The 18,762-nt window shown below is 38.8% G+C and carries 18 protein-coding genes and 1 pseudogene; 10 read left to right on the top strand and 9 right to left on the bottom strand.

Features of this window, described 5'->3' with window-relative positions; all coding sequences use genetic code 11:
• The first annotated feature begins 65 nt into the window (after positions 1 to 65).
• Both ABLC00_RS03635 and ABLC00_RS03640 read left to right on the top strand, forming a co-directional pair.
• Positions 66 to 1,388: an MFS transporter gene (locus tag ABLC00_RS03635; RefSeq protein ID WP_033854634.1), complete on the top strand. Its 1,323-nt coding sequence runs from the start codon at positions 66 to 68 to the stop codon at positions 1,386 to 1,388.
• Positions 1,389 to 1,439: 51 nt separating this feature from the next.
• A complete protein-coding gene (locus ABLC00_RS03640) occupies positions 1,440 to 2,669 on the top strand; it encodes a CaiB/BaiF CoA-transferase family protein (RefSeq protein ID WP_033846698.1) in 1,230 nt (409 codons plus the stop codon).
• A 40-nt stretch (positions 2,670 to 2,709) separates the two neighbouring features.
• Here ABLC00_RS03640 and ABLC00_RS03645 read toward each other — a convergent pair whose 3' ends face one another.
• Positions 2,710 to 3,261, bottom strand: coding sequence for a TetR/AcrR family transcriptional regulator (locus ABLC00_RS03645; RefSeq protein ID WP_033846699.1), 552 nt, complete (start codon positions 3,259 to 3,261; stop codon positions 2,710 to 2,712).
• A 98-nt stretch (positions 3,262 to 3,359) separates the two neighbouring features.
• Here ABLC00_RS03645 and ABLC00_RS03650 point away from each other — a divergent pair, with 98 nt between their 5' ends.
• A complete protein-coding gene (locus ABLC00_RS03650) occupies positions 3,360 to 3,893 on the top strand; it encodes an HPP family protein (protein ID WP_033846700.1) in 534 nt (177 codons plus the stop codon).
• A gap of 77 nt (positions 3,894 to 3,970) precedes the next feature.
• Here ABLC00_RS03650 and tcuB read toward each other — a convergent pair whose 3' ends face one another.
• From tcuB to ABLC00_RS03680, 6 genes are all read right to left on the bottom strand, one after another.
• Positions 3,971 to 5,104, bottom strand: a complete 1,134-nt coding sequence (tcuB, locus tag ABLC00_RS03655; RefSeq protein ID WP_033846701.1) for a tricarballylate utilization 4Fe-4S protein TcuB — start codon at positions 5,102 to 5,104, stop codon at positions 3,971 to 3,973.
• Complete coding sequence (tcuA, locus tag ABLC00_RS03660) at positions 5,094 to 6,500, bottom strand: FAD-dependent tricarballylate dehydrogenase TcuA (RefSeq protein ID WP_033854635.1); 1,407 nt, start codon at positions 6,498 to 6,500, stop codon at positions 5,094 to 5,096. Before tcuA ends, tcuB begins: the two co-directional genes overlap by 11 nt.
• Positions 6,501 to 6,603: 103 nt before the next feature.
• A complete protein-coding gene (locus ABLC00_RS03665) occupies positions 6,604 to 7,533 on the bottom strand; it encodes a LysR substrate-binding domain-containing protein (RefSeq protein WP_033854636.1) in 930 nt (309 codons plus the stop codon).
• Positions 7,534 to 7,664: 131 nt separating this feature from the next.
• On the bottom strand, positions 7,665 to 8,459 hold the full coding sequence (locus ABLC00_RS03670; protein WP_022575918.1) for a substrate-binding domain-containing protein: 795 nt from the start codon (positions 8,457 to 8,459) through the stop codon (positions 7,665 to 7,667).
• A gap of 94 nt (positions 8,460 to 8,553) precedes the next feature.
• The gene (locus tag ABLC00_RS03675) at positions 8,554 to 9,864 is read right to left on the bottom strand and encodes an MFS transporter (RefSeq protein ID WP_000383643.1); all 1,311 of its coding nucleotides are present in this window, start codon (positions 9,862 to 9,864) and stop codon (positions 8,554 to 8,556) included.
• Positions 9,865 to 10,142: 278 nt separating this feature from the next.
• A complete protein-coding gene (locus tag ABLC00_RS03680; RefSeq protein WP_004710433.1) occupies positions 10,143 to 11,072 on the bottom strand; it encodes a LysR family transcriptional regulator in 930 nt (309 codons plus the stop codon).
• Between the two features lie 160 nt (positions 11,073 to 11,232).
• On the opposite strand from ABLC00_RS03680, the pseudogene ABLC00_RS03685 reads away from it, so the two are divergent.
• The 7 genes and pseudogenes from ABLC00_RS03685 to ABLC00_RS03715 all read left to right on the top strand — a co-directional run.
• Positions 11,233 to 11,370: pseudogene (locus ABLC00_RS03685) on the top strand (LysR family transcriptional regulator); the annotation flags it as partial.
• A 366-nt stretch (positions 11,371 to 11,736) separates the two neighbouring features.
• Positions 11,737 to 12,723 (top strand): DUF1852 domain-containing protein, encoded by a 987-nt coding sequence (locus tag ABLC00_RS03690; RefSeq protein WP_348941225.1) that lies wholly within the window; start codon positions 11,737 to 11,739, stop codon positions 12,721 to 12,723.
• A 21-nt stretch (positions 12,724 to 12,744) separates the two neighbouring features.
• The gene (locus ABLC00_RS03695; protein ID WP_033846707.1) at positions 12,745 to 13,788 is read left to right on the top strand and encodes a methionine synthase; all 1,044 of its coding nucleotides are present in this window, start codon (positions 12,745 to 12,747) and stop codon (positions 13,786 to 13,788) included.
• 185 nt (positions 13,789 to 13,973) lie between these two features.
• Positions 13,974 to 14,465, top strand: coding sequence for a flavin reductase (locus ABLC00_RS03700; protein ID WP_002061574.1), 492 nt, complete (start codon positions 13,974 to 13,976; stop codon positions 14,463 to 14,465).
• Between the two features lie 689 nt (positions 14,466 to 15,154).
• Entirely contained in the window at positions 15,155 to 15,739 is a 585-nt protein-coding gene (locus tag ABLC00_RS03705) for a TetR/AcrR family transcriptional regulator (protein ID WP_033846708.1), read from the top strand.
• Positions 15,740 to 15,849: 110 nt separating this feature from the next.
• Complete coding sequence (locus ABLC00_RS03710) at positions 15,850 to 16,377, top strand: hypothetical protein (protein WP_033846709.1); 528 nt, start codon at positions 15,850 to 15,852, stop codon at positions 16,375 to 16,377.
• A 272-nt stretch (positions 16,378 to 16,649) separates the two neighbouring features.
• On the top strand, positions 16,650 to 16,994 hold the full coding sequence (locus ABLC00_RS03715; RefSeq protein WP_227517038.1) for a hypothetical protein: 345 nt from the start codon (positions 16,650 to 16,652) through the stop codon (positions 16,992 to 16,994).
• A gap of 177 nt (positions 16,995 to 17,171) precedes the next feature.
• Here the strand turns inward: ABLC00_RS03715 and ABLC00_RS03720 are convergent, their stop codons facing one another.
• A complete protein-coding gene (locus ABLC00_RS03720; RefSeq protein ID WP_033846711.1) occupies positions 17,172 to 17,951 on the bottom strand; it encodes a tetratricopeptide repeat protein in 780 nt (259 codons plus the stop codon).
• A 17-nt stretch (positions 17,952 to 17,968) separates the two neighbouring features.
• Entirely contained in the window at positions 17,969 to 18,730 is a 762-nt protein-coding gene (locus tag ABLC00_RS03725) for a hypothetical protein (RefSeq protein WP_033846712.1), read from the bottom strand.
• Positions 18,731 to 18,762: the final 32 nt, after the last annotated feature.

The following is an 18,762-nucleotide window of genomic DNA, read 5'->3' on the forward strand; positions in this document are numbered from 1 at the left end:
ATTAAGTCATACAGAAAACATAAGTAAGCTACCGATGACTCATTTGGGAAAATGAGGAACTAAAGATGAACAATGACGTTCAAGTAATATCGAAAGAATTAAGAACTACATTTCCAAGCAACCTTGGAACATATGAAAAGATCGGACCGAATACATGGAAATGGGCGTTGTTATTTGCCTATTTTGCGATGGTGGTCGATGGCATTGATATTATGCTGCTGTCTTATAGCTTAACCAGTTTAAAGGCAGAGTTTGGGTTAAGTACCTTTCAGGCGGGTGCCTTAGGCAGTGCTTCTTTGGCGGGTATGGGTATCGGCGGTATTTTGGGTGGCTGGGCATGTGACAAGTTTGGTCGTGTACGAACCATTGCCAACTCGGTGACCTTCTTTTCTGTAGCAACTTGCTTATTGGGCTTTACGCAAAGCTTCGAGCAATTTATGGCTTTACGTTTTATTGGTGCTTTGGGTATTGGAGCACTTTATATGGCCTGTAATACCTTAATGGCTGAATATGTGCCAACCACGTACCGTACCACGGTATTGGGCACGTTACAGACGGGTCAGACTGTAGGTTATATTGCGGCAACCCTTTTAGCAGGGGCAATTATTCCAGATCATGGCTGGCGCGTTTTATTCTTCCTGACCGTAGTACCTGCTTTTATTAATATTTTCCTGCAACGATTTGTGCCAGAGCCAAAATCTTGGCAGCTCACCAAAATTGAAAGCTTACAAGGCAATAGGCAACCTAAGGAAATAGTCGTGGCTGAAAAGCCAAAAAGTAGCAGTATCTACAAACAAATCTTTAATAATTTTAAGCACCGTAAAATGTTTTTGTTATGGATGACCACAGCATTCTTCTTACAGTTTGGTTATTACGGCATTAACAACTGGATGCCAAGTTATTTAGAAACAGAAGTGCATATGAACTTTAAAAACTTAACCAGTTATATGGTGGGTTCATATACAGCAATGATTCTAGGCAAAATTTTAGCGGGTTATCTTGCTGATAAATTTAATCGCCGTGCTGTTTTTGTGTTTGGCACAATTGCGAGCGCCGTGTTTTTGCCAATCATTATTTTCTTCAATACCCCTGACAATATTTTGTATTTATTAATCACCTTTGGCTTCTTATATGGCATTCCATACGGTGTAAATGCGACTTATATGGCTGAAAGTTTTTCAACCGACGTGCGCGGTACAGCCATTGGCGGTGCTTATAACATTGGTCGTGTCGGGGCAGCGATTGCACCAGCCACCATTGGTTTCTTGGCATCGGGTGGAACTTTTGCCATGGCCTTTATTGTGATGGGTGCTGCGTATTTTGTTGCAGGGGTATTGCCAGGCTTATTTATTAAAGATCGTCAGTACGATCCACAAAGACAATCATAAACAATGACAGGGAGGTGCATTAGCGCCTTCTAAAAAGATAAGGGTATCGTTATGGGTGCATTACAAGGAATTCGAGTTTTAGATTTAAGTCGTGTGCTTGCAGGGCCGTGGTGTGGGCAAATCTTGGCAGACCTTGGCGCGGAAGTGATTAAAATTGAACGTCCTCGAGTCGGTGATGATACCCGTATGTGGGGACCGCCATGGATGCCTGATCAAGACGGAAACATTACTCGTGAATCTGGCTACTTTCAGTGTACTAACCGTAATAAATATTCGGTTGCGGTAGATATAACCACACCCGAAGGTCAGGCCTTAATTTATGAAATTGCCAAGACTGCTGACGTGGTAATTGAAAATTATAAGACAGGGTCTTTGGCTAAATATGGTTTGGACTACGCGTCATTAAGTGAGTTGAACTCAAATATTGTGTATTGCTCGATTACCGGTTTTGGACAAGATGGTCCACGTGCAGAAGAGCCCGGTTATGATTTTATTATTCAGGGTATGTCAGGCTTAATGAGCATTACCGGTGAGCCTGATGATGTAGCAGGTGGCGGGGCGCAAAAGGTTGGTGTGGCTGTGGTAGATATTCAAACGGGATTGTATTCAACCATCGCGATTCAAGCTGCCCTGATTGCACGTTCGCACACAGGGCGTGGTCAATATATTGATATGTCACTCCTTGATGTACAGGTCGCGGCACTCGCAAATCAGGGCATGAATTATTTAGCTTCGGGTAAAGCGCCACAGCGCATGGGTAATCAGCACCCAAGTATTGTGCCTTATCAAACTTTTAAGGCTAAAGATAAAGAATTTATTATTGCTTGTGGTAATGACAAACAGTTTAAAGATTTATGTATTGCAATTGGTTATCCAGAACTACTCGAAAATGAAAAGTTTGTGCGTAACCAAGACCGCGTCAAATATCGAGATGAATTGATTCCTTTATTGTCGGAGCACTTTTTGCAGAAAACTGCCAAAGAGTGGGTCGACATGATTCATGCGCTTAAAGTACCCGTAGGTATTATCAATTCTATTGAAGATGCTTTGGCTGAACCACAAATCGTACATCGCAACTTGGTGGTAAATATTCCTCATCGTTTAAATGAAAACTTCCAAACCATTGGTTCACCAATCAAGTTATCTGATACTCCAGTTGAATATCATCATGCACCACCAGAACTAGGCGAACATACTGCTCAAATCTTATCGAGATTTAAAACAGCAGAAGAGCTTGCTGCATTAAAAGAGAAGGGCATTATTGATGGGAAGATTGCTTAATCAAAATCTCATCTATTCAATTGCAGCTCTAGGGCTGCAATTATAAATTTTTGTTAATATTAAATAATTGATTAATTGAACTTTTCATATTTATCGCAAGTGTTTCATCGAAACCATCGACTAAAAAGCGGCTAATTAAGCCTTCAATCACCGTATAGATTAGCTCAGATAAAGCTTCACCATTCGGCATATTACAGTTTGCGGCTATGAGCTCTTTAATCCATTGTTTATGGGCTTTAGAAATAGAAATAATGTCTTGGTCATCTTGGTTAGATTCAGCAACTGCTCTTACAAATAAACATCCTTTAAAAAAATCTTGCCTAAACCAGTTGGTGTGCCAATCCAGAATTTTATTGATGGCTTCCAACCCGGTTGTATCTCCAACATAGCCCAAAAGGCTTTGCTTGAATCGCTCATCACGTGCAACGAGCACAGACTTAACCAGTTGATTTTTATTTTTATAGTAAGTGTACATGGTGGTTTTAGAGCAGCCAGATTCATCGCGAATCAGGTCAACGCCCACCCCGACAAAACTATTTTCATTAAATAACTTCTCGGCTGTATCTAATATTTTTAAGGCAGATTTTGACATAAAACTTTTCCAAAAAATAAAATAGTACAGATCTGTACTATTTGAGATTTTATCTATATGCTTTTTAAAAAGCAACTTTTGTTTCAGGAATAAAAACCATGTTCTCTATCTTTTATGGCAAAGAAAAACTGGCTCCATCGCCCAATAAAATTGACATTTTGCGAAGCCTTATTGGGGGTACAGTTAGTATTTTTATACTTCTTTGGTTGAGTAAGCTCACACATAATATCTTTATCATGGCACCGTTTGGTGCGACCTGTGTATTGCTTTATACCGTGTCGCAGTCACCTTTGGCACAGCCGAGAAATATTATATTTGGGCATCTTATTTCGGCTTTTGTAGGTTTGTTTTTTCTAAAATTTGTTGGTGTTTCCATTTTTACAATTGCTTTTTCAGTGGGCTGTGCAATTGCACTCATGCAAGTGTTTAAGTGTGTGCATCCACCTGCTGGCGCCAATCCTTTGGTTATTTTGCTTACTGCGAGCAGCATACATTACCAGTGGAGCTTTTTGATTTTCCCTGTTTTGGTCGGCGCAGTTTCTTTAGTTTTGGTGGCAATGCTGATTAATAATATTAAAGCGAGTACCAAGTGGCCGATGTATGGCTTGGGAATTTTAAATAGTAAAAAGTAGGCAAGGTATGAAGTATTTTGATCTTAAAATAATGAAAGTATTCACTACGCCAAGATAGTGAATACTTTTGAATGAAATTATGACTTTTTAGAAATGCGTTCTTCGATGGCAAATTTGAGTAAAGACGCGCTGCGGTAAAAACCGTGTGCGAACTTTCCAAATGGCATGGTTATAAAGAAGGTCATGACCGTAGCTAAATGGAAAATCAGTAAAAGTGCCATATAAGGTGTATTGCGAAATGCCATAAGAGCTAAGCCTGAAGCACTGACTAAAATTAAAAGGAAAATAAAGCCTCGATCTACAGGTTTTTGCTCGCGGTCACCATGTAATGGATGACGTTTAAGATTTAAATACAGTAAGCCAGATGGTCCAATCACTAAGCCAAGCCCACCCAAAGTACCTAAAATCACAGGTAAGCTAAAGATTGGGTAAGGGGCATGTAGGTTTAGGAAATAGTGATATAAAGTCGCTACACCTGTGGCTGCAAAGCAGAGCATAAAGCCATAAAAGGTGAGGTGATGGAATACACGGCGGATTTGGGTGTAACGGTCATCTTGCTCATTACAGCCTTTGCCATGTCCACCGTCTAAATATTTAAGCGTTAAAACATTTTGAGAGGCTTGAATAAGGTCGGGTTTCTCAATTTTGCCGTGAATAACTTTAGACGTCTGTCTCCAAAATTTACTAATTCCGATACCGAGCAAAACAATCGCAACTGTAAAGGTCGCTCCAAAAAGTAGAGCTAAAAAGTTATGAGGGAAAATCGCATAGAAATTACCTTGATAGCCTGCAAACAGATCAGTGCCTTTGTACCACACCACAGCTAACATGCATAAAAAGAAAATAGCTGATAATGCTGAGACAAAAGGAATTCCTACAGACTTATAAAGTCGGCCTAAAGGCTGAGGGGTCGCAAACTCTTGGTAAGTTTCCAAACGTACTTGCGCCATCGCTTTTGGAATATTTACACCAAACTCATGTGGCGGGGCATATTGGCAAGCATGTAAACAAGCACCACAGTTATGGCATAGGTTTGCGAGGTAATGAATATCGGCTTGGTTAAACTCAAGGCGCTTGGTCATCGCCGCAAATACAGCACAAAATGACTCGCAGTAACGACAAGCATTACAAATCTGTAGCACTCTTTGAACTTCCTGCTCATGGTCAGAGAGCTGAACAACTGGAATTAGGGCTTTGGTACTAGCATTCATGTTCAACTCCTTGTGAAAGTGCATAGTGGGCGGCATTTTTTCCGGCAATTCGCCCAAATGTCGTTCCGATTGACATGCCGACACCTGCGGTATAGCCCTGACCGAGTACATTACCTGCCATCATTTCACCTGCGACAAATAGGTTGCGGCTTGGCTTATTGTTAAAACGTACAGCAGCATCGTCTTCGACTTTTAAACCTAAATAGGTAAAGGTAATGCCGGGTTTAAGGGCATAGGCATAGAAAGGTGGCTGATTGAGAGGAACCGCCCAATGGGTTTTGTTGGGAACAATATTTTCGGTGGTGCAGTCATCTAAAACGGTATGGTTAAAGGTGCCTTGCACACAGGCTTGATTAAATTCTTCTACGGTGTGGCATAAGGTTTTTGCATCTAGCCCGATTTTTTCGGCTAACTCTTGAATGCTATTTGCTTTTACACCCGCAAACACAGGTGGCATAAAGCGGCCAATGGCTTTTGAATCGATAATCGAATAGGCAATTTGCTGTGGCTGTTTGGCAACAAGACGGCCCCAAATCGCATAACGTTTTGGCCAGAAGTCTTCGCCTTCATCGTAAAAACGTTCGGCTTTGTTATTGACCACAATACCCAGTGAAACGCAGTCAATACGAGTGCAGATGCCGCCGTCATATAACGGTGCGCGTGCATCTACGGCGACACAGTGCGATTGCGATGGGTCACCAATAATATCGGCGCCTTGATCTATCATAAATTTGAGTAAGTTGCCTTGATTAAAGCGGGTTCCGCGAATAATAAAATTATCGGCAGGCCATTCGCCGTTTTCATTTTGTCCCCATGCTTCTCTTAACCATTCTAAATTTGACTCAAAACCACCTGCAGCCAATACACAGCTTTTCGCTTTAAATACACGGCCATCTTCAGCAATTGCAGCTTCAAAGTGTCCTTGGTTTAACTTTAGATCTTTAATTTTTGTGTTGTATAAAATCTCAATACCAAGTTTTTCAGCACTACGGTAGTACGCATTAATAAGAGCTTTACCGCCCCCCATAAAAAAGGCATTGGTACGTGCAACATGTAAAGCACCCGATAGCGGTGGCTGAAAATTCACACCATGTTTACGCATCCAGTCGCGGCAGGTTGCCGTGCTACGAATCACCAGACGAGCTAAGTGTTCATTGGTTTTTCCGGCAGTGACTTTAAGTAGATCTTGCCAATATTCTTCTTCGGGATAAGCATCGACTAATACATCTTGAGGAGCATCATGCATGCAGCGAAGGTTACGAGTGTGTTGTGAGTTACCACCACGCCATTCTTTAGGCGCTGCTTCTATTACAAGCACAGAAGCGCCGCTTTCTTTTGCCGTGAGCGCGGCACACAGTGCGGCATTCCCACCACCAATCACAATTACATCATGCATGGATTTCTCCCTTTCTCAGCTAAGGCTAATGTAGCTTTAAAAGGGAAGGTGAAGTGAGAGGCTAAGCTTGAATGGGTGTTTAGTAAAAATAAACACTAATGGCTTAAGTGTTTATAAGTTCAGCACCAGGCCAGCGCTTTTCATTAATGAGGTTGGTGACACAAGCGCGAATCACCACTTTGGTGGCTAAAGTAGCTGGTGAGAGTTCTTCTTCAGAGAGACTAATTAAATAGTTAATACGCTCAATGGCAGGTTCTACAACGCGTAGCAAACATAGGTCTTGCCCCGAGTTTAGCGATGCACCCGCAGGCTGGATGGTTGCCATTTCGAGTTGGCTAATGCTTTCCATTAACAAATGCAGCCCATCAATTTCATAGGCCACTTTAAGTTGATGAATTTTCTGTTCGAGCAACAAGCGTAGTCCATGTCGTTGGCTTGGCAAAATCAGAGGAAGTTCTTTAAGCTGCGAATGATTAATGGTTTGAGTGTCGATACAGCTTTCAAGATGGTACTGACTCAGCACTTCTTTAGGCGAGATTAAAAACATCTGTTCTTTGACTAAAGGCTGTATGGCCCACTGTGGGTCGACATCGTCACTAAAGATGATTGCAACATCGAGCTGCCTTGCATTAACTAAAGCTTTTAAGTCACCTGATAAGCCTTCGATTAAACGGACTTTAATGTCCGGATAACGGTTTCTCATGAGTTTTAAAAAGTGCGTGCCAATAACCGATGCGACACTCGGTGAAAAACCCACGGTGACATGACCACTTAAACGTGAGGAGTGCGCAGAGTCTACCGCATGGTCTAGGTGTCTAAGTGCCAGTTGAACCTGTTGAAAAAAAGCTAAACCCGCAGGGGTGGGAACCGTACCCAAAGCAGTACGTTGTAAAAGGCGAATAGAAAGCTCACTTTCTAATTTTGAGATTTGCTGACTTAATGCAGACGTTCCAATATCGAGATTTTTTGCAGCTTTACCCAAGCTTCCAGACTCGATCACTGCAATAAAGTACTTTAATTGTTTAAGTTCCACGGCAAATTCTACTTTGTCCTTTGTTAATTATTCTACACTGGTTTATTACGCTATATTTTGTTCTATTGTGCTGCGTAAACCGTTCAAAGAGTAAAGGCAACATCCTCTCAAAATGCTGCCTTTTAGAGCTTTTATTGTTTAACCTGCTCAAGACCCTGTTCTTCAATAATTCGTGTCGCTTGAGGCGATTTCACAAATTGAATAAGTTCTTTTGCGACTTTTGCATGTTCCGAATTTTTACCAATACCGGCAGCAAACACGGTAACTTTTTGGTAAGGCGCAGGGATTGGACCAACTAACTCAACTTGCCCATATTGGCCAGTGAAAGGTTTGATTTCACTAATTTGCTGGAAGCCAATATCAAACTGACCTTCGGCAATACGTTTTGCAACACGGTCGCCGACTACTTTTTCTGCTTTACCAGCAATCACTTTGTACTCGACAGGTGGGAAGCTTGGGAAAACATCTTTTTCAAGATGTGTACCGCTCGCACTTGCTGAATAGCCGATGTGCTTGGCATTTAATAAAACTTTTTCAAATTTTGCTGCAGAGCTAATGTCTGGTTTTGGTGCACCTTTAGGCACAGCCATACCAATGCTTGAATTGACTAAAGCGCTTTGTGAGTTTGGGTCGACATAACCTTTTTCTGCAAGTTTGTTCAATTCAGGAGCAGCCAATACCACCACATCAAAGCGTTCACCACGATCAAGACGGTTTGGAATTGCAGTTGGCGATGCACCCATAGATGAACCAGAAGAAAGATGAACTGTGTGACCAGTTTGCTTTTCAAATATTGGAATGAGTTTTTCCATAGATGAATAGAAACCGCCAGAGCTAATCACTTCGAGGGTATCTGCGTTAGCAAGCGTTGAACCTAAGCCTGCACCAGCTAGGCAAATGGTCATGAAGATAGGGGACTTTTTCATAGTATCTCACTTTTAATGACAGGAGAGCACAGTACGGAGACTTAAAATCTGCCGTACTGTTTCATTAAAATTTCAGGTTAAGTAGTTAGTTGTTTTAAGCGCTAACCTTTGCAGGTTCAGCAATTGCGTCAGATTTGTTCTGCTTAGAACCGCGACATAGATATAAACTTGAGATGAGACTACATACCGCAGCAAGCATGAGCCAGAACGCTGGTGTACTTGCATTGCCAGTGTTTTCCACAAGGAAAGTACATGCCATTGGAGTCATACCACCAAAAATAGCGGCTGCAAGACTAAACGCTAAAGAGAAGCCAACGGTACGAACACGTTTTGGCATTACTTCGGCAAGTGTTGCGACCATAGTCCCGTTGTACATGCCAAAGAAGAACGAGAAGTAAGCAAGCGTGATCAGTAAGTTTGAAAAACTAATATCGCTTACCAACCAGCTTAAAACTGGGTAGCTGGTAAAAATCGCAAGAGTCGTAATACCCACTAACACTGGACGGCGACCAATTTTGTCTGAAAGTAAGCCACCCATTGGTAACCAGAAGAAATTCGATAAACCTACAAACACGGTTGCTAAAAGGCTATCTGTGACCGACATTTCTAAAGTACGTTTTGCATACACTGTTGTGTAAACCGTAATGAAATAGAACGTGGTTGTGGTCATCGCACTCATCATCATGCCGGCAAGTACAATGCGCCAGTTGCTCGCCAATGTGCTGAAAATTTCTTTGGTTGAAGGATGAGTTTTTTGTGCTTTAAATGCTTCAGTTTCCTCTAAGGTACGGCGGAATAAGAAGATTAAAGGAATGATCAAACAACCAATTAAGAATGGAATACGCCAGCCCCATTCACTCACTTGTGCATGAGTTAAAACGGTGTTGAGCCAATAACCAAATAACGCTGCAAACACGACCGCAATTTGTTGGCTACCAGACTGCCAGCTAGTAATAAAACCACGGTTTTTATCGGTTGCAATTTCTGCAAGGTAAATCGACACGCCGCCGGATTCAACACCTGCCGAGAAGCCCTGTAACAGACGGCCAATAACCACTAAAATAGGGGCCATAATACCGATGGTGTCATAACCCGGTACAAAGGTAATTAAAATCGTACCGATAGCCATCAGGCTTAAAGTCACAATCAACCCTTTACGACGACCAATTCTGTCGACATAGGCACCCAAGAAAATAGCGCCAAGAGGACGCATAAGAAAGCCTGCAGCAAACACGGTAAATGTCATCATTAAAGAGACATATTCATTATCTGAGTGGAAAAATTTTGCTGCGATATAGGTGGCATAGAAACCAAAAAGAAAAAAATCGTACTGTTCTAAAAAGTTGCCACTCGTTACGTTTAATATTTTTTTAAAAGTAGCCCTACGGTTATTAACGACATCCATTGGAGACCTCCTTGGCCTGACAAAATGGAAACATTCACGATCTTCAAAGTTTGGACGTAAATTGATTCAATCAATAAACCTAAATAGGAAATGGGTTAGAGATGAGATTTAAAGGTGTCCTTGGTAGAAAATGTGATGCCTTGTTTCCAGTTAAAACTACACATCTATATTTCGATAAACAGAAAACCACTTATCATTCGTATAAAAATGTAATCTTAAAAAGCAGGGAGGAGTGAGAGGCGAAAATTAATTAGGTATTTAGAAAAATTAATGACCCTTTAAACAATAATTTCAGAACATGGCCAAATTTGATTTTGAATTAACTCTTTCACACAGGCCTTAATGGCTGACTTGGCAGCAAGTGCAGCGGGTGATAATTCTTCTTCGGCAAGACTTACTAAGTAGTTAATTCGTTCAACTTCAGGGTCGACAACCTTAAGCAATTGCAGCTTGTGTTTATACTCTTGCAGGCAGGCACTTCCGGGCCTCACACTTGCAAGGTCAAGATGAATCAGGCTGTCCATAAGCAAATGCAAGCCATCAATTTCATAGACGACATTAAGCTGTCCAATCTTGTGCTCAAGCAGTTTTCGTAAGCTATGACGCTGACGTGGTAGCACTAAAGGAATATCGCCAATTTGCTGCGACTGAATAATTCCGCTTTTAATACATTCGCTAAGGCCGTATTTTTCGAGCACTTCTTTGCGTGCCATTAAATACATTTGCTCGCGTACTAAAGGCTGTATAGACCACTGTTTATCAATTTCATTGGTAAAAATAATGGCGATATCAAGCTGACGTGAATTAATCGACTGAATCAGGTTCCCCGACAGGGTTTCCACAATCTCTAAACGAATATCTGGATAACGTTCAGACATTAGTTTCATTAAAGGGATGCCAATCAAAGCGGTAATGGTCGGTGGAAAACCAAGGCTCACATGACCAGATAGCCGTGCTGAATGGGCAGCGTCTATGGCAAAGTTCACTTGACGCAAAATCAGTTGCGAGTGTTTTAAAAAGGCAAGACCTGCTGGGGTTGGGGTCACACCAAAAGCATTACGCTGTAATAAGCGAATGCTTAACTCTTGCTCGAGCTTACTAATTTGCTGACTAATCGCCGAAGCACCGACATCGAGTTTTTGGGCAGCTTTTCCAATACTGCCCGATTCAACGACCGTCAAAAAATACTTTATTTGCTTGATTTCCATAATAAATGTATTCGCTCATCATCCTTGATTTATAGAGATATGAAGGATTGGGAAATCTATCATGCGTTTTAATATTAACAGTAATATATAAAAAAGTTTCTTAAAAATTAACGAGCTCTACTGAAACTTGGTAAAAAGCAGAATCATACCTAATACACATAAAAATTCACCTGTTATACAAGATAATTCAGCCTATTTTTTACTTTCTCATAGTGCTTTTGAGGAAGATCCACGCAAAACCCTATTTTTAGAATGGCTAAAAGCAGAGATGAATGAGAGTCAACATAAATTGCTTTAGGTTGAGCAGTTTTATTTAAAGATAAATTGTTTAATTAATTGAAAATAATAATAAATTATAAAATTATAGGTATTAAAACGAGAGCCCCTTATGTCTCGTTTGTGCTGTCTAAAAAAAACTAAGATGAAAAATATTTAACTCCCTACTTATTTATAAAACCCTAAACATGAATTTCACTCAGTTTTGAATGAGACTAAATCATTTTTATTCATGTTGTGATTGCGGTATAAATCTATCCATGCTCTGAAGCGCTCCAGTCATTCACTTTTGATAAGACCACAAGGCACAAAACTGACAAGGCTGGAAAGTTCAAAAAGAGCAAAAAGATTTTTTAGGTTTATCTCAGAAATTAGGGTACTGATCAAAATGAGTAAAGAATTTACATTTACGATTAAGAGTATTTGTTTCGATGAGAACTATCGTCCAGCAGACAATACGCGTATTACAACCAACTTTGCTAACTTGGCGAGAGGGATGAGCCGCGAAGAAAATTTGCGCAATACCTTACGGATGATCGACAATCGTTTCAATGCCTTAGCTCATTGGGACAACCCTAAGGGCGACCGCTATGGGGTTGAACTTGAAATCATTTCTGTTGAAATGAATATTGACGCCGAAAACCGTACTAGCGGGCTTCCTCTCATTGAAATATTGAAAACCAATATTGTTGATAAAAAGACCAATGAACGCATCGAAGGCATTGTAGGTAACAACTTCTCGTCTTATGTACGTGACTATGACTTTAGTGTGCTGTTGTTAGATCACAACAAAAATAAGTCTACGTTTAACACGCCAGAAAAGTTTGGCGAATTGCACGGTAACTTGTTTAAGAGTTTTATTAACTCTGAAACTTACAGAGCCAAGTTTAAAAAGGCACCTGTGATTTGCTTAAGCATTTCAACAAGTAAGGTGTATCACCGTACTGAAAATGAACATCCGGTTTTGGGTGTTGAATACAAGCAAGAAGACTATTCATTAACCGATGAATATTTCCAAAAAATGGGCTTAAAAGTTCGCTACTTCATGCCGCCAAATAGCGTTGCGCCGTTAGCGTTCTATTTTACTGGTGATTTGTTGAGTGATTACACCAACCTTGAGTTGATTAGTACCATTAGTACGATGGAAACATTCCAAAAGATTTATCGTCCTGAAATTTACAATGCAAATTCAGTGGCTGGAAAGTCTTATCAACCAAGCTTGAAACACCAAGATTATTCACTTACTCGAATTGTGTATGACCGTGAAGAACGTAGCCGTCTGGCTATAGAGCAGGGGAAGTTTGTTGAAGAGCAATTTATCAAACCATACCAAGCGATTCTTGAGCAGTGGTCTGCTAATTACGCTCCTAATTAATCAACATACGGGTCATTTAACATGAAAAAATTATTACCGACTTCAACTGCTGGCAGCTTACCTAAACCGTCTTGGCTTGCAGAACCTGAAAAGCTTTGGTCTCCGTGGAAACTCGAAAACGAAGGCTTAATTGAAGGTAAAAAAGACGCGCTACGTTTAGCGTTGCACGAGCAAAAACTTGCTGGCATTGATATTGTCAGCGATGGCGAACAAACCCGCCAACACTTTGTGACGACATTTATTGAGCACTTAAATGGCGTAGATTTTGAGAAGCGTGAAACAGTTCGTATTCGTGACCGTTACGATGCAAGTGTACCGTCTGTGGTAGGTGCGGTGTCTCGTCAAAAGCCTGTGTTTGTTGAAGATGCAAAGTTTTTACGTCAGCAAACTGATCAACCTATTAAGTGGGCTTTACCTGGCCCAATGACTATGATTGATACACTTTATGATGGTCACTACAAGAGCCGTGAAAAGCTTGCTTGGGAATTTGCCAAAATCTTAAACCAAGAAGCGAAAGAGTTAGAAGCTGCTGGCGTAGATATTATTCAGTTTGACGAACCTGCATTTAACGTCTTCTTTGACGAAGTAAATGACTGGGGTATTGCGACTTTAGAGCGTGCAATTGAAGGTCTAAAATGTGAAACTGCGGTGCACATTTGCTATGGTTACGGTATTAAAGCCAATACTGACTGGAAAAAGACACTCGGTTCAGAATGGCGCCAGTACGAAGAAGCTTTCCCGAAACTTCAAACTTCTAACATTGATATCATCTCGTTAGAATGTCACAACTCGCGTGTGCCAATCGACTTACTCGAACTTATTCGTGGTAAAAAAGTCATGGTCGGGGCAATTGATGTCGCATCTAACCAGATTGAAACACCGGAAGAAGTGGCTAACACACTGCGTAAAGCGCTTCAGTTTGTAGATTCAGACAAGCTTTACCCGTGCACAAACTGCGGTATGGCGCCTCTTTCTCGTGAAGTGGCACGCGGCAAGCTAAATGCCTTAAGTGCAGGTGCAGAAATCGTTCGCCGAGAACTGACTGGTTATGATCTTACTGCTTAATATTTACCAATAAGTGGTATAAAGGGTTACTTTTTTGATGGCAGTTGATAATCAAACAAGTAACCCTCATTTTACTTACTACATGTCGCTCTAATCAGATCGCATGTCGATAGTACCTTCCTGATGGAGTTGGGCGGTATAGCAAACACATAGGACAAGGTACGGTTCAATTTAGGAATAATGTCATGGTTCAAGCAACAGACTTTAGAAATGCAATGTCTTTACTCACAAGTGCGGTTAGCGTTGTGACCACGGCAGGCATGTCTGGCCGTTTTGGATTTACTGCCTCTGCTGTTTGTAGTGTGACTGACACACCGCCGACATTATTGGTCTGTATGAACCAAGCTGCGAGCTCACATGCACATTTCCTAGATAACAAAATCTTAACGGTAAATGTTTTAGGTGCGCATCACGAACATATTTCAAAAGCATTTTCATCTAAACTCACACCAGAAGAACGCTTTAAACATGGCGAATGGATTGAGTTAGAAACGGGTTCACCTGTGTTAGAGGATGCTTTGGTCAGTTTCGATTGCGAGATTGAACAAATTCAACAAGTCGGCACACATACGATTTTTATATGTCCGATTGTGGCGATTAAACAAAGCCAACATGACCAAAGCTTGGTTTACTTTAACCGTGCTTATCACCAAGTGGGGCAGACAGAGACTGTCTAATCCCACTTAGTGTTTCGTTGTTCCATAATAAAAGACTCATTAAGAAATCAATAAGCATGGATCGCTTCTGTTTAATTTTAAAAATACAATTAAATATAATATCATAAATAATAATTAAGTTAATCTAATGAAAAACAATAAGAAATTTAATCACTTGTCATTAAAGCTACATTGACACATCTCAACTCTCAGATTATGCTTTGCGTGCTGGCCACATTGCCAGCTGGCTTTGACAGGCCAGAACCTAAGTACATTGAAAAAACTTGTTTTTTTAATGTAGACTCGTTCGTCCCCCTTTTTTGTTGCGGTAGGACGGAAGGGGGACACCTTCGGGTGTGCTGATTCTTAGGTTCAGTCTGTCAACCCCTTTTCGTTCTACCACCATTATTTGACAGTAATGCGGTAGGACTTCTTTTACCTAAGGAGTTCGCTCATGCGCAACATGTCTATTTTGTTGGCAACCACTGCCAAACCTTTTATTCCTATATCGTTTAGCTCATCTTTAGAACTTTTTCATTAAATATAAGTTTTAAAGCATTAGCTCGTTACGACTAAAAAATCATATCAACAATAAAACTTGAGATGTGCCAAGCACCGTCTTACGGCTTTGCTGTGCCTTTTTTTCTCCCAGAAAGGGCACAGGCTTTTTATCTCATTTAGAAACAACAAGAATTTATAACGGTAAAACTATGCCAACTTTAGAAATATCTTCCAGAAAATTACAGGTTATTCAAACTGCCATCCAACTCTTTACCACGTATGGGTTCCATAATGCAGGGGTAGACCTCATTGTTGAAAAGGCCCAAATAACCAAAACCACCTTTTATAAATATTTTGGCTCAAAAGAACGCCTAATTGAAATGTGCATCGCCTTTCAAAAAAGTCTACTCAAAGAAGAAGTACTCTCCATTATTTACTCAAGTCGTTACTACACCCAGCACGATAAACTCAAAGAAATTATTGTGTTACATACCAATTTAAACAGTCTGTACCATTTGCTGCTTAAGGCAGTTTTTGAAATAAAACGGCTGTACCCGCAAGCCTACCGTATGGCAGTTGAATACCGAAAATGGTTACATCGGGAACTTTTTGACCTGATTTTTAGTTGTGAAACCCGTGCTTTCAAATTTGATGCAGACATGGTTTTAAACCTGATCGATGGTTTACTGCTACAGGTTTTAAGCTCAAATAGTTTGGATGAAAGAGATGTGGTGTTGGAGAAGTTTTGGGGGAGGGGGATAAATAATAAAATAGTATACGGTGACTATACTTAAGGTTATTCAATAAAATTTTATTTTTATGCTAATATTTAGCCGCTAAGGATATATGAAATATATTTATATTTTAATTTGAGAATTGTTATTTTGGTTGGGATATATTAATAATGAAATTATTTATAAAAATTATTTTATCCTTATTAGCTGTTTTTCTTATTTTGTTGGTTGTAACTTCATCTTTTAATCTACAATTGAAAATTTTTAAATTACTTCATCCTGATTGGGTTGAATTAAAAGATTATAAAATTTTAGATTACAAGATTTACTGCTCAAGTAAACCTTGGCGACGAGGAATGGATAGGAATGCTCGTGGAGATATAAAGTATCAATATACGTATCGAAATGCCACTTATACATCAGAAAAAGAAGATTTTTTGGTTGTATATAGATTATTTATTTCTGAAAACTGTGATGAGATGAAAGGCCAAAATTTATCTATATTTAATGAGATAAAGAAAAATAATGAATTGAAAGTTTTTATTTCACCAGATACAAAAAAATCAAAAATATTAATAACCAAAAAGGGTTTATCATTTAGAAACTCTTGGATGATAAATCTTATGTTGGAAATCCAACTAATAACTTTAGTTTTAATTGGTTTAATTATATATCTCACTGTCACGTCTAAAAAGTAATAGAGGACTATTTTGTATGTTAATAGTATATAATTATCTAACATTTGCTAAAAATTAATCTATTATAGTTTTGAATTATGAATAAATTTTTCTATAGTAGTCTCTATCTTGTGTTGTTTTTACTTGTTTTAATTTTTTTATGCACAAGTATTCCTGCTGCTAAGTTAAAAATCTTTAATGTAACTCATCCAACTTGGGTGCGGCTAGAAAAATTTCAGATCTTAAATTATGAAATTAAGTGCTCAAGTCCTTGGGGACGAGGCGGGGATAAAATGGCAAATCTAGCAGTTTCATATCAATATAATTATGGAAATAAAAGCTATTTTCAACAAAACCAAGTTTTTTTTAGAATATATAAAACATATATTTTTGAACGTTGTGATTATTTTAAAGAAAAGAATAAACAGCTTTTTAATAAGGCTGTAAAAGATCAGACAATAAAATTATTTATAAATAAGAATTCCCCCAGTACATCTAAGTTATTTCTTTCGAATGAAGAATTTAATTATAGATTATCTTGGTTAAGTATTTTCTTCTCAGAAATACAAGGAATTCTATTAACCTTACTTGCGGTAATTTTTATTTATACTTTTTATATTTTATTTTTGAGAAGATGATTTTTTAAGTGGATTCTATTTGGAAAAATTGAAAAAAGTTTATATTTAAGAAAATAAAAGTAATTCAAAATAAATTTTTTCTGATTATTAAAAGTGTTGTTAATAAAAATAGGTTTGATATTCAGAGTGTACTGATTAATAAACCTATTTTTATATAATTTGTAATTTTATTGTAATTTAATGAAATTGTTGTAAAGCTTCTTTTGCTGGTTCATATCCATTGTCGGCAGCTTTTTGGAACCAAAATTTAGCTTTTTCATAATCTGAGTAGACATTAGCGTACATATAGGCGAGGTTATTCTGGGCCTCAGGTACACCTTTTTCTGCTACTTTTATATATAGCTCTAAAGCTTTTTCATTATCTTGTTTAACAAGAGTACCATCAGAATAAATATTTGCTAAATTATATTGAGCTTCAGAAAGATTTTGATCTGCAGCTTTCTTATATAATTCTAGTGCTAAATTAATATCTTTTTTTATTCCATTCCCTGAAAGATAAGCATTTGCTAAATTATATTGAGCTTTAGCATATCCTTGATCAGAAGATAATTTATAAAATTCTAAAGCTTTTGATCTATCTTTATTTACATAATAGCCATTATCGTACATCAAACCCAAATTATATTGAGCTTCTGGAAAGTTGTTTTTAGCAGCTTTCTCATACCAATAGTAAGCTTTTTCTTCATTCTTTTGAATTCCAATACCTTTAAAGTACATCCCGGCTAAATCATTTTGAGCGATAGGTGATCCTTTTTCGGCTGCCATTTGGAAGTAAGAAAAGGCTTTTTGATAGTCTTTAGGAACACCTTTGCCTAAGAAATATTTACCACCTTGTTCATATAATTGGTTTGTTTCACTTTGATTAGTATTTTGTGATGAAAGTGGTTTTGAGCAGCCTATAGTACCTAGAATAGTAAAACTTAGGAGGCTATAAATTATTAAATACTTTAAACTCATAATATATCTCTTTTAGATTAATCTGCTCCAATTATGTGCCATTCTAACATTGGTTCTCTTTTGATGGCTTCTTGCTTTGCTTTCTCGGCTGCTTTTGTTTCAACTTGATCTAAGATATCTACTGCATCGAGAACGCCTTGAGCTGTTTCTATAGCAGTCTTTGTTTTTCCAACGGTATTTCCTAACTCATCTCCTTTGTCTTTTAACCAGTATTTCAAACTTATAGCTGCACCAGCACAAGTGAGGCCAACAACTGTGGCTTTTCTAGGATCTAACCGTTTTATTGCTACTTTTGCGCATTTTCCAGCAGCAGCAAGCCCAGCGATTTCACCTGTCTTTTCTCCAGCTTTAGATAACACTAATGTAGAAGATTTTGTTGCAAGGGCCTCAGGATTTCTATCAACGATAGCTAACGTTAACTCTACTCCGTCTGCAAAGTTACCTGCTTTTGATCCCAATTTATCAATCTTGGTACCAAATTTTTTAGTATCGAATACTTTTGTATACTGATTACCTTTAAAATTTTCTTTATAAAATCGAAATTCCTTAGCTTTTTCCAACCTTTCTTTACTAAACAAAGGCGTATTTTTTGAATGTATAAGACCCCATCTAAAATTGTAATTATCTACAAGGGAGGTTCCATCTTTTAAATACCCTAATACATCTGAAGTTTTAGCAGCTACATTACCAGCAGTTTCGAGATGTTCTCTAGTAAAAACTGAAACAGGCCTACCATTCTGGTTTACTTTCTGTTGTAAATCTTTCTGTTCATTTGCCATCTTTATCACTCACAATACTTTTTAAATATGCA

This window comes from Acinetobacter nosocomialis (genome assembly GCF_041021905.1).
GTDB lineage: Bacteria > Pseudomonadota > Gammaproteobacteria > Pseudomonadales > Moraxellaceae > Acinetobacter > Acinetobacter nosocomialis.

What these genes read in the sequence shown, in the direction of transcription:
- ABLC00_RS03640 (WP_033846698.1), top strand. Translation starts at nt 1,440, where the DNA reads ATGGGTGCATTACAAGGAATTCGAGTTTTAGATTTAAGTCGTGTGCTT.
- ABLC00_RS03675 (WP_000383643.1), bottom strand. Translation starts at nt 9,864, where the DNA reads ATGGATGTCGTTAATAACCGTAGGGCTACTTTTAAAAAAATATTAAAC.
- ABLC00_RS03720 (WP_033846711.1), bottom strand. Translation starts at nt 17,951, where the DNA reads ATGAGTTTAAAGTATTTAATAATTTATAGCCTCCTAAGTTTTACTATT.
- ABLC00_RS03690 (WP_348941225.1), top strand. Translation starts at nt 11,737, where the DNA reads ATGAGTAAAGAATTTACATTTACGATTAAGAGTATTTGTTTCGATGAG.
- ABLC00_RS03715 (WP_227517038.1), top strand. Translation starts at nt 16,650, where the DNA reads ATGGCAAATCTAGCAGTTTCATATCAATATAATTATGGAAATAAAAGC.
- ABLC00_RS03670 (WP_022575918.1), bottom strand. Translation starts at nt 8,459, where the DNA reads ATGAAAAAGTCCCCTATCTTCATGACCATTTGCCTAGCTGGTGCAGGC.
- ABLC00_RS03710 (WP_033846709.1), top strand. Translation starts at nt 15,850, where the DNA reads ATGAAATTATTTATAAAAATTATTTTATCCTTATTAGCTGTTTTTCTT.
- tcuA (WP_033854635.1), bottom strand. Translation starts at nt 6,500, where the DNA reads ATGCATGATGTAATTGTGATTGGTGGTGGGAATGCCGCACTGTGTGCC.
- ABLC00_RS03650 (WP_033846700.1), top strand. Translation starts at nt 3,360, where the DNA reads ATGTTCTCTATCTTTTATGGCAAAGAAAAACTGGCTCCATCGCCCAAT.
- ABLC00_RS03700 (WP_002061574.1), top strand. Translation starts at nt 13,974, where the DNA reads ATGGTTCAAGCAACAGACTTTAGAAATGCAATGTCTTTACTCACAAGT.
- ABLC00_RS03635 (WP_033854634.1), top strand. Translation starts at nt 66, where the DNA reads ATGAACAATGACGTTCAAGTAATATCGAAAGAATTAAGAACTACATTT.
- ABLC00_RS03680 (WP_004710433.1), bottom strand. Translation starts at nt 11,072, where the DNA reads ATGGAAATCAAGCAAATAAAGTATTTTTTGACGGTCGTTGAATCGGGC.
- ABLC00_RS03725 (WP_033846712.1), bottom strand. Translation starts at nt 18,730, where the DNA reads ATGGCAAATGAACAGAAAGATTTACAACAGAAAGTAAACCAGAATGGT.
- tcuB (WP_033846701.1), bottom strand. Translation starts at nt 5,104, where the DNA reads ATGAATGCTAGTACCAAAGCCCTAATTCCAGTTGTTCAGCTCTCTGAC.
- ABLC00_RS03695 (WP_033846707.1), top strand. Translation starts at nt 12,745, where the DNA reads ATGAAAAAATTATTACCGACTTCAACTGCTGGCAGCTTACCTAAACCG.
- ABLC00_RS03705 (WP_033846708.1), top strand. Translation starts at nt 15,155, where the DNA reads ATGCCAACTTTAGAAATATCTTCCAGAAAATTACAGGTTATTCAAACT.
- ABLC00_RS03645 (WP_033846699.1), bottom strand. Translation starts at nt 3,261, where the DNA reads ATGTCAAAATCTGCCTTAAAAATATTAGATACAGCCGAGAAGTTATTT.